This is a genomic window from Planomonospora algeriensis, assembly GCF_977012225.1.
This window is the reverse complement of record NZ_CDRNDK010000245.1, coordinates 1-9,513: the sequence shown is the minus strand read 5'-3', so window position 1 is coordinate 9,513 and position 9,513 is coordinate 1. Positions and strand designations below refer to the sequence as shown.

9 protein-coding genes and 1 pseudogene are annotated in these 9,513 nt (G+C 72.0%); all 10 read left to right on the top strand.

Features of this window, described 5'->3' with window-relative positions; translation table 11 throughout:
- Nucleotides 1-29: 29 nt before the first annotated feature.
- Complete coding sequence (ftsW, locus tag ACWJ6R_RS22725; RefSeq protein WP_449064168.1) at nucleotides 30-1,301, top strand: putative lipid II flippase FtsW; 1,272 nt, start codon at nucleotides 30-32, stop codon at nucleotides 1,299-1,301.
- A 25-nt stretch (nucleotides 1,302-1,326) separates the two neighbouring features.
- Nucleotides 1,327-2,415 (top strand): undecaprenyldiphospho-muramoylpentapeptide beta-N-acetylglucosaminyltransferase, encoded by a 1,089-nt coding sequence (gene murG, locus ACWJ6R_RS22720; RefSeq protein ID WP_449064167.1) that lies wholly within the window; start codon nucleotides 1,327-1,329, stop codon nucleotides 2,413-2,415.
- Nucleotides 2,416-2,565: 150 nt separating this feature from the next.
- Entirely contained in the window at nucleotides 2,566-3,972 is a 1,407-nt protein-coding gene (murC, locus tag ACWJ6R_RS22715) for a UDP-N-acetylmuramate--L-alanine ligase (RefSeq protein ID WP_449064166.1), read from the top strand.
- A 43-nt stretch (nucleotides 3,973-4,015) separates the two neighbouring features.
- On the top strand, nucleotides 4,016-4,777 hold the full coding sequence (locus ACWJ6R_RS22710; protein WP_449064165.1) for a cell division protein FtsQ/DivIB: 762 nt from the start codon (nucleotides 4,016-4,018) through the stop codon (nucleotides 4,775-4,777).
- A 257-nt stretch (nucleotides 4,778-5,034) separates the two neighbouring features.
- Nucleotides 5,035-6,441, top strand: coding sequence for a cell division protein FtsZ (gene ftsZ / locus ACWJ6R_RS22705; RefSeq protein WP_449064164.1), 1,407 nt, complete (start codon nucleotides 5,035-5,037; stop codon nucleotides 6,439-6,441).
- 95 nt (nucleotides 6,442-6,536) lie between these two features.
- Complete coding sequence (locus tag ACWJ6R_RS22700; protein ID WP_449064163.1) at nucleotides 6,537-7,241, top strand: YggS family pyridoxal phosphate-dependent enzyme; 705 nt, start codon at nucleotides 6,537-6,539, stop codon at nucleotides 7,239-7,241.
- A 118-nt stretch (nucleotides 7,242-7,359) separates the two neighbouring features.
- The gene (locus ACWJ6R_RS22695; protein ID WP_449064162.1) at nucleotides 7,360-7,863 is read left to right on the top strand and encodes a cell division protein SepF; all 504 of its coding nucleotides are present in this window, start codon (nucleotides 7,360-7,362) and stop codon (nucleotides 7,861-7,863) included.
- Nucleotides 7,864-7,942: 79 nt separating this feature from the next.
- On the top strand, nucleotides 7,943-8,230 hold the full coding sequence (locus tag ACWJ6R_RS22690; RefSeq protein WP_068894150.1) for a YggT family protein: 288 nt from the start codon (nucleotides 7,943-7,945) through the stop codon (nucleotides 8,228-8,230).
- A gap of 49 nt (nucleotides 8,231-8,279) precedes the next feature.
- Nucleotides 8,280-9,149 carry a DivIVA domain-containing protein gene (locus ACWJ6R_RS22685; protein WP_449064161.1) on the top strand — a complete coding sequence of 290 codons (870 nt, stop codon included), beginning with the start codon at nucleotides 8,280-8,282 and terminating at the stop codon, nucleotides 9,147-9,149.
- Nucleotides 9,150-9,213: 64 nt separating this feature from the next.
- Nucleotides 9,214-9,513, top strand: a pseudogene (locus ACWJ6R_RS22680) (hypothetical protein); the annotation flags it as partial.

Genomic DNA, 9,513 nt, shown 5'->3' with positions numbered 1-9,513 from the left:
CGCTCGCGGGGCGGCTCGCGGGGCGGCCGATGACCGCCACGGAACCGCGGGCGGGCTCCGTCCCGCTGGAGGGCGGGCTCTCCCGCCTGCGCGAGCTGCTGGAGCGGCCCCTCCTCTCCTACCACCTGCTGCTGGGCGTCAGCGGGCTGCTGATGGCGCTGGGACTGATGATGGTCCTGTCGGCCTCGAGCATCTCGGCGCTGGAGACGAGGGACTCGGCGTTCGCGCTCTTCGGGCGGCAGTTCCTCTCGATGGCGCTGGGACTGGTCATCATGTGGGTCTGCTCCCGGCTGCCGCTGCGCTTCTTCCGGCTGGCCGGATACCCGCTGATGGTCCTGGCGGCGCTGGGGCTGGTCCTGGTCATCTTCATCGGCCAGTCGGAGCTGGGCGCGCAGCGCTGGATCTACATCGGCGAGCTGACCATCCAGCCGTCGGAGCCGGCCAAGCTCGCGCTGGTGGTGTGGGGGGCCGACCTGCTGGCGCGCCGCGCCCGGGGCGGGATGATCGAGTGGCGCCACCTGCTCATCCCCCTCATGCCGGGCACCGCGATCATGGCGCTGCTGGTCATGGCCGGCAGCGACCTGGGCACCACCATCGTGCTCATGGTGATCTTCCTGGCGCTGCTGTGGGTGGTGGGGGCGCCGCTCCGGCTGTTCGGCGGGATCCTCGCGGTGGCGGTCCTCGCCACCATCGTGATGATCAGCACCGAGGGCTACCGCGCGGACCGGATCGAGGGCTGGCTCAACCCGTGGGGCAACGCCCAGACCTCGGGCTTCCAGGCGGTGCAGGGGCAGATCGCGATGGGCAGCGGCGGCTGGTTCGGGCTCGGCCTGGGCTCCAGCCGGGCGAAGTGGAACTGGCTGCCGCACGCCGAGAGCGACTTCATCTTCTCCATCATCGGCGAGGAGCTCGGCCTGATGGGCACGCTGGTGGTGATCACCCTGTTCGGCCTGCTCGGCTACGCGGGGCTGCGGGTGGCCACCCGGGTCAGGGACCCGTTCGTCCGGCTGGCCTCGGCCGCCGCCGTCGCCTGGATCGCCGGGCAGGCGATCGTCAACATCGGCGCGGTCATCGGCGTGCTGCCCATCACGGGCATCCCGCTCCCGCTGGTCTCCTACGGCGGCTCGGCGCTGCTGCCGACCCTGGCCGCGCTCGGCATGCTGCTCTCCTTCGCCAAACTGGAGCCCGGTGCGCGCGAGGCTCTCCTCGACCGTGGCCCCGGACCGGCGGCGCGGGCTCTAAGCTGGCTTGGCCTGGGCGGCCCGGAACGGGGAAGACGGCCGGGCCGCGGAAGACGTTGAGCGGACGAGAGCGAAAGGACCCGGCATGAGAGTGGTCCTCGCCGGCGGCGGGACAGCCGGTCACATCGAACCGGCGCTGGCCCTGGCCGACGCGCTGCGCCGGCTGGACCCGGGCATCGGGATCACCTGCCTCGGCACGGAGCGCGGCCTCGAGACGCGGCTGGTGCCCGCCAGGGGCTACGAGCTGCAGCTCGTGCCCGCGGTGCCGCTGCCCCGGGCCATCACACCCCAGCTGCTGACCGTGCCCGGCAGGCTGGCGGGCGCGATCAACGCGGCCGCCGGCATCATGGACCGGGTCCAGGCCGACGTCCTGGTGGGCTTCGGCGGTTACGTGGCCACCCCCGCCTACCTGGCGGCGCGGCGGCGAGGAGTGCCCATCGTGGTGCACGAGGCCAACCCGCGCCCCGGCCTGGCCAACCGGCTGGGCGCGCGGCTGACCGACCACGTGTTCACCGGCCACCCGGACACCTCCCTGCCCAGGGGCGAGTACATCGGGATCCCGCTCCGGCGGGAGATCGCCCAGCTGGACCGGCTGTCCACCGGCGACAAGGCGCGCTCCTGGTTCGGCCTGGAGGCCGACCTGCCCACCCTGCTGGTCACCGGCGGCTCCCAGGGCGCGCGCTCGCTCAACCGGGCGGCCCTCGGCGCCGCCGCGGCGCTGCGCCGGGCCGGGGTGCAGGTGCTGCACGTCATCGGGCCGAAGAACACGCTGGAGGAGGAGCCCCCTCCGGGCGACCCGCAGTACGTCGTGCTGCAGTACGTCGACCGGATGGACCTGGCCTACGCGGCCGCCGACTTCGCGCTCTGCCGGGCCGGGGCCATCACCTGCGCCGAGCTCACCGCGGTGGGCCTGCCGGCGACCTACGTCCCGCTCCCGCACGGCAACGGCGAGCAGCGGCTCAACGCCGCGCCGATCGTGCAGGCGGGCGGCGGGCTGATGGCGGAGGACGCCGACCTGACGCCCGAGTGGATCCTGCGGAACGTGCTGCCGATCCTGTCCGACCCCGAGCGCGTGGTCGCCATGTCGGAGGCCGCCGCCAGGATGGGCCGCAAGGACGCGGACACGGCGCTCGCGCGCCGGGTGGTGCGGATCGCGGCGCAGGGACGGGCGTGACGGCGGACGGCGGATACGACGGCCGCCCGGACGGCGGGCGGACAGCGGTGGAACGACCGATGACCGGGGCTCGGACCCGGCGCGGTGAGCGGAGCGGCCGGTCGGTGACCGGGACCGCCCGTACGGTCAACGAGGAGTGGTGAGCGACCGGTGAGTCTGGTCAAGTTGGTGGAGCCGGTCGCGGCGGAAGAACTGGGGCGGGTCCACTTCATCGGGATCGGCGGGGCCGGCATGTCCGGCATCGCCCGCATCCTGCTCAAGAGGGGCGTCGCGGTCTCCGGCAGCGACGCGCGCGGTTCCGACATGGTGACCGCCCTGCGGGAGCTGGGCGGTGTGATCCACATCGGCCACGCCGCCTCGCACATAAAGAACGTGGACACCGTGGTGGTCTCCACCGCGATCCGCGACTCCAACCCCGAGCTGGGCGAGGCGCTCCGGCGGGGGCTGAGGGTGATCCCCCGGGCCGCGGCGCTCGCCTCGGTCATGGCGGGTCGGAACGCGGTGGCCGTGGCGGGCACGCACGGCAAGACGACCACCACCTCGATGCTCACGGTGGCGCTGCAGAAGTGCGGGATCGACCCGTCCTACTGCGTCGGCGGGCAGCTGGTCACCACCGGCCTGGGCGCCGACGAGGGCGCGGGGGAGGTGTTCGTCGCCGAGGCGGACGAGAGCGACGGATCCTTCCTCATGCTGGCCCCGGACATCGCCGTGGTGACCAACGTCGAGCCGGACCACCTCGACAACTACGGCGACCCCCGGGCCGTCTACGACAGCTTCGCCAGGTTCGTCGAGCGGGTCGGCCGGACCCTGGTGGTCTGCGCCGACGACCCGGGCTCGGCGGCGCTGGTGCCGATCGCCCGCGCGCGCGGCCTGCGGGTGGTCACGTACGGCGAGGCCGAGGAGGCCGACGTCAGGGTCGGCGAGATCACCCCCGACGGCATGGGCGTCTCCTTCGTGATCCACGGCCACGGCGGGGTACGGCTGGCCGTCCCCGGCCGGCACAACGCGCTCAACGCCGCGGCCGTCATCGCGGTCGCCGCGGAGCTGGGCGTCCCGTTCGCGGCCATCCGCGACGGCCTGGCCGCCTTCACCGGGGCCAAGCGGCGTTTCGAGGCCAAGGGCGAGGCCGGGGGGGTGGCGGTCTTCGACAGCTACGCCCACCACCCGACCGAGCTGGCCGCCGACCTGCGCGCCGCCCGGGACGTGGTGACCTCCTTCTCCGGATCCGGCCGGGTCATCGCGGTCTTCCAGCCGCACCTGTACTCGCGCACCCGGTTCTTCGCCGACGAGTTCGGCGCGGCCCTGGGCCTGGCCGACGAGGCCGTCGTCCTGGACGTCTACGGAGCCCGCGAGGACCCCGAACCCGGGGTCTCGGGGGCGCTGGTGGCGGAGAAGGTGCCGCTCCCGCCCGAGCAGGTGGAGTACGCACCCCTGCGTGAGGCGGTGCCCGCCCTGGTGGCCGGCCGTGCCAGGCCCGGTGACATCGTCCTCACCATGGGCGCGGGCGACGTGACGGAGCTGGGCCCCCGGATCGTCGCGGAGCTGGCCGCCCGGTGAGCACGGCGCGCAGCGTCGCCGTCAACACAGCGAGGGGGCTCTGGTGCCTGGACTGAGGAGCGCGCGCAGCGGAGCGGGCACGCGACGAGGGAAGGCACCGGTTACCGGCCCTCTCGCTGCGGCGCGCGGCGCCGCGGTCAACAGGGCGTGGCGGACCGCGTTCCTGGCGCTGCTCACCGCCGGAGTGGTGGGCAGCGCGGTCTGGCTGGTGTTCCTCTCCCCGGTGCTGGGGGTGCGCGACATCCGGGTGACGGGCAACTTCGACGTCTCCACCGCGCAGATCCGGCAGTCGGCGGGGGTCGCCGACGGCACTCCGCTGGCCACCGTGGACGCCGCGGAGGTGGAGGACCGGATCCGCGGGATCCGCCGGATCGAGTCGGCCGAGGTCAGCCGGAACTGGCCCGGCACGCTGGTGATCGAGGTCGTCGAGCGCGAGCCGGTGGCGGCGGTGCCGGTGGGGGGCAAGTCGGCGCTGATGGACCGCCACGGGGTGGTCGTCGAGGTGCGGGAGACGGCGCCGCCGGCCCTGCCGGTGGTGCGCCTGGACCGTCCGGGTCCTGGTGATCCGGCGACCGCCGCCGCGCTGGCGGTGATCGGCGCGTTGCCGGAGGACCTGGCCCGGCGGGTGGCGGAGGTGCACGCCCCTTCGGCGGAGACCGTGACGCTGCGGCTCAAGGACGGCCGGGCGGTGGTGTGGGGCGGCCGCGACCGTCCCGCCGACAAGGCGAGGATCCTGGTCACCCTGCTGCAGAGACCGGCGGACACCTATGATGTGAGCTCGCCGGACGTCGTGACGGTGGATTGACGGGATCGAGCGCGGTCGCCCGCCCGCGTGCTCCGGAGCGCCTCCCGCGGTGTCTCACGAAAAGGACAGCTGCGACACGCCGGACACGCTTGCGGCGCGGTTAGTTGACCCACCTGGAGCGTAGCTCCTACTGTCCGTATCAATCCTCAGGTTGACATAAACCTAAATCTCAACTTGAGGGTGAGAGTTAAAGAAACGACGGCACGGGCCCCGTGCCGCATGAAATTGCAAGTCAACGAGCGGAAAGGCCCCTCGTCGTGGCAGCACCGCAGAACTACCTCGCGGTCATCAAGGTTGTAGGAATCGGCGGAGGCGGAGTCAACGCCGTCAACCGGATGATCGAGGAGGGACTCAAGGGCGTCGAGTTCATCGCCATCAACACCGACGCCCAGGCGCTGCTCATGAGTGACGCCGACGTCAAACTGGATGTCGGGCGGGAGCTCACCCGGGGCCTCGGCGCGGGGGCCAACCCCGAAGTCGGGCGCAAGGCGGCCGAGGACCACCGCGAGGAGATCGAAGAGGTCATCAAGGGCGCCGACATGGTGTTCGTCACCGCGGGAGAGGGCGGCGGCACGGGCACCGGAGGCGCCCCGGTGGTCGCGAACATCGCGCGCTCCCTGGGAGCGCTCACCATCGGCGTGGTGACCCGGCCCTTCAGCTTCGAGGGCCGCCGCCGGGCGATGCAGGCCGAGGCCGGCATCGAGACGCTGCGCGAGGAGGTCGACACCCTCATCGTGATCCCGAACGACCGGCTGCTGTCGATCTCCGACCGCCAAGTGAGCGTGCTGGACGCCTTCAAGGCGGCCGACCAGGTGCTGCTCTCGGGTGTCCAGGGCATCACCGACCTCATCACCACCCCCGGTCTGATCAACCTCGACTTCGCCGATGTGAAGTCGGTCATGTCGGGTGCGGGTTCGGCCCTGATGGGAATAGGCCACGCGCGCGGTGACGACCGGTCGGTCGCGGCGGCGGAGATGGCCGTCTCCAGCCCTCTGCTGGAGGCCAGCATCGACGGCGCGCACGGCGTGCTGCTCTCGATCGCGGGCGGTTCCGACCTGGGTCTCTTCGAGATCAACGAGGCGGCGCAGCTCGTCTCGAACGCCGCGGCCCCGGACGCCAACATCATCTTCGGTACGGTCATCGACGACGCGCTCGGTGACGAGGTGCGGGTCACGGTGATCGCCGCGGGGTTCGACGAGCCCATCGCGGGGGACAAGGCCGCGGTCCCGCAGCCGGCTGCCCGCCCGCAGCCGGCCCGTCCGGCCGCCGCTCCTCCGGCGAGCACGCCGCTCCGGCCGGCGGCGCCGTCCGCCAGGAGCGAGCAGCGACCCGAGTCCAGGCCGGAGCCCCGTCCCGAGCCCCGGGCCGTGCAGGCTCCGCCGCCGCTTCCTCCGGTGCGCCCCGTCTCGGCCCGCCGCTGCCCGCTCCGACCGTGGCGGAGGCCCCGGCGCCCGTGCCGCAGCCGGTCCAGCCCGTGCCGCAGCCGGTCGAGCAGCAGCCCGAACCGGTGCGGGCGGAGGAGCCCCCGCCGCTGTCGATCCCGAGGCCCGCGCCGGAGCCGCCGCAGCCGACTCCGATCTCCGCGAAGGTCCCCGACCCCGCCCGGCGGCGTCCGGTGGTCTTCGAGGAGCAGGAGGAGGAACTGGACGTGCCCGACTTCCTGAAGTGACATTCATCACCCCGGGGCGGGTGACGGCCCGCCCGGTGAGGACCGTCAGAATGGATTCCGCCGGTTTGTCGGAATTTGAGCGGCGGGAACGTGACAATCAGAACACGACGGGACGAGATCGCGGCCGGGCTGGCCGAGGTCGAGGAGCGGATCGCGGAGGCCTGCCGGGCGGCCGGACGCGCCCGTGAGGAGCTGACCCTCGTCGCGGTGACCAAGACCTACCCGGCCTCGGACGTGCGCCTCCTGGCCGAGCTGGGGGTGCGCGCCGTCGGGGAGAACCGCGACCAGGAGGCCTCGGCGAAGGCGTGCGAATGCGCGGATCTCGGCCTGTCCTGGCATTTCATCGGCCAGTTGCAGACCAACAAGGTCCGCTCCGTGGTCCGTTACGCCGACGTCGTGCACTCGGTGGACCGGCTCCGCCTGGTCGCCGCGCTCGGCGCCGAGGCGGTCAGGGCGGGCCGGGAGGTCGCCTGTCTGATCCAGGTCGCGCTGGACGACGATCCGGCCCGGGGCGGCGCCCGGCCCGGGGACGTGCCCGCCCTGGCCGATGCCGTGGCCGCCACGGAAGGGCTCCGGCTGGGCGGGGTGATGGCGGTGGCCCCGCTGGGGGAGGACCCCGGCCGGGCGTTCGCCGGACTCCGGGAGATCGCGCGGGCCGTACGGGAGACCCACCCGGGGGCGGATGTCGTCTCCGCGGGCATGAGCGGTGACTTGTCCGAGGCCGTGGCGAATGGTGCGACACACCTGCGTGTCGGTACGGCGTTGCTCGGTCGCCGGAAGCCCTTCGTCAGGTAATGTCCCTCCAAGTGGGCCTTGGCGCCCACGTATCCGGTGAGTGGTCGATCGGCGGTGAGCGTCAAGGGGGGATGGCTCCACCCCGAGTCAATCGAAGTAAGACGGAGGAAGAAGAGCGATGGCCGGCGCGATGCGCAAGATGGCGGTCTACCTCGGTCTTGTGGAGGACGACCGCTACGAGAGGTACGGCGTCTACCCCGACGACGAGTACGACGAGTTCGACGAGTCGCGGCGGACGGGCGACGAGCGCCCCGGCGCGACCGGAGACCCCCAGGACGAGACGGAGGCCGGTGTGCCCGCCCCGCGGCCCACGACGACCGTCCTGGAGCGCCGTACGACCGATCTGGCGCGCATCACGACGCTTCACCCCCGCACCTACAACGAGGCCAGGACCATCGGCGAGCACTTCCGCGAGGGCACGCCGGTCATCATGAACCTGACGGAAATGGTTGACAGCGACGCGAAGCGGCTCGTCGATTTCGCGGCAGGTCTCGTCTTTGGCCTACACGGAAGCATCGAACGTGTTACCAACAAGGTGTTCCTGTTGTCCCCAGTCAATGTCGAGGTGACCGCCGAGGACAAGGCCCGAATCGCGGAGCGCGGGTTCTTCAACCAGAGTTAGAGTTCCACTATGCACACCGAGTCGAAGCCCACCCCGTCCTTCCGGGGCTCGTGGACCAGGACGGAGGCAGGACAACGCCGTGGGGATCGTTAGCGACATCGTGGTCGTCGTCCTGTGGATCTACCTCCTCCTCCTGATCGGCAGAATGATCTTTGAGACGGTGCAGGCGTTCGCCCGCCAGTGGCGCCCCACGGGGGTGGTCCTGGTCCTGGCGGAGGCCATATACACGGTCACCGACCCACCTCTCAAGTTCCTCCGCCGTTTCATTCCGCCACTCCGGTTGGGTACGGTGGCCTTTGACCTAAGCTTCACAGTCCTGTTCATTGTGGTCTGGGTCTTGATCCAACTCGTGTCCGCGCTTCGTTGATCGGGTACCGTCCCTCCGGACAGACTCCAAGCGCGCCAAGGAGACCGAAATGCCGCTGACTCCCGCAGATGTGCGGAACAAGCAGTTCAGTACGACCCGACTCAGGCCGGGTTACGACGAGGAAGAGGTAGACGCCTTCCTCGATGAGGTGGAGTCCGAGCTGGACCGCCTCATCCAGGAGAACGAGGAGCTCCGCGCCAAGCTGTCGGAGTGCATGCGGGGCAAGGTGCCCGGCGGGATGGGCATGGCCATGGCGCCGGCCCCCGTCGCCGAGCCCAAGCCCGAGATGATGATGCCGCCGCAGCCGGAGCCGATGCGGGCTCCCGAGCCGGTGCAGCAGCAGCCGGTCCCCGTCGGCATGGGCATGCCCCCGGCCGAGGACAACATGGACACCGCCGCGCGCGTGCTCGCCCTGGCCCAGCAGACCGCCGACCAGGCGATCGCCGACGCCCGCCGGGAGGCGGACGAGACGGTGACCCGGGCGCGGCGCGAGGCCGACGACATCCTCGGCAAGGCCCGTCGCCAGGCCGAGCAGGTCATCGGCGACGCCCGGGCGCGCGCCGAGACGCTGGAGCGGGACGCGCAGGAGCGCCACCGGCAGGCCATGGGCTCGCTGGTGCAGACCCGTGACGAGCTCGAGCGCAAGGTCGAGGAACTGCGCAGCTTCGAGCGCGAGTACCGCAGCCGTCTCAAGCTCTATCTGGAGAACCAGCTCGCGGAGCTCAACGTCGCCGCCGAGGGCAGCGGGGGCTTCCCGATCGCGGGCGGTCCCGTGGGCGGCCCCCCGGTCATGTCCCACGCCGCGGCTCCGGGCGGGCAGCAGCCCCTTCAGAGCGGTCCCGGGCCCTTCGGCGGTGAGCCGTCGCAGCACTCCGGAGCCTTCCAGGGCGCCGACGGCCCGCACAACGACCGCCGCTAAGGTGTCGGGTCATTCCCTCTGACCCGTAACCGGGAGTCCCTTCGTGATCCTTATCAGCGCTGGTTTGGTGTTGACGGCCGTCGTCCTGCTCATCGCGGGGGTCGTGATCGCCAAGCCCTTTCTGGTCATGTGGTCGATCGCGGTCAGTGTGCTGTCCGCGGTCTTCCTGGTGATCGGGGCGTTGTTGCGACGCCATGAGCTCTTCCCCGGCGGTGGACGCGCCGGGGCGGCTCCGCCGTCCCCCTTCAAGGGACCGGCTCCGGCCGGTCCGATGCCCGTGCCCCCGATGACGCCGCACCGGCAGCCCGCTCCCGGCATCCCCGGGACGCCCGCCGGCCCGCCCGAGCGGCGCCGCAGGGTGCTC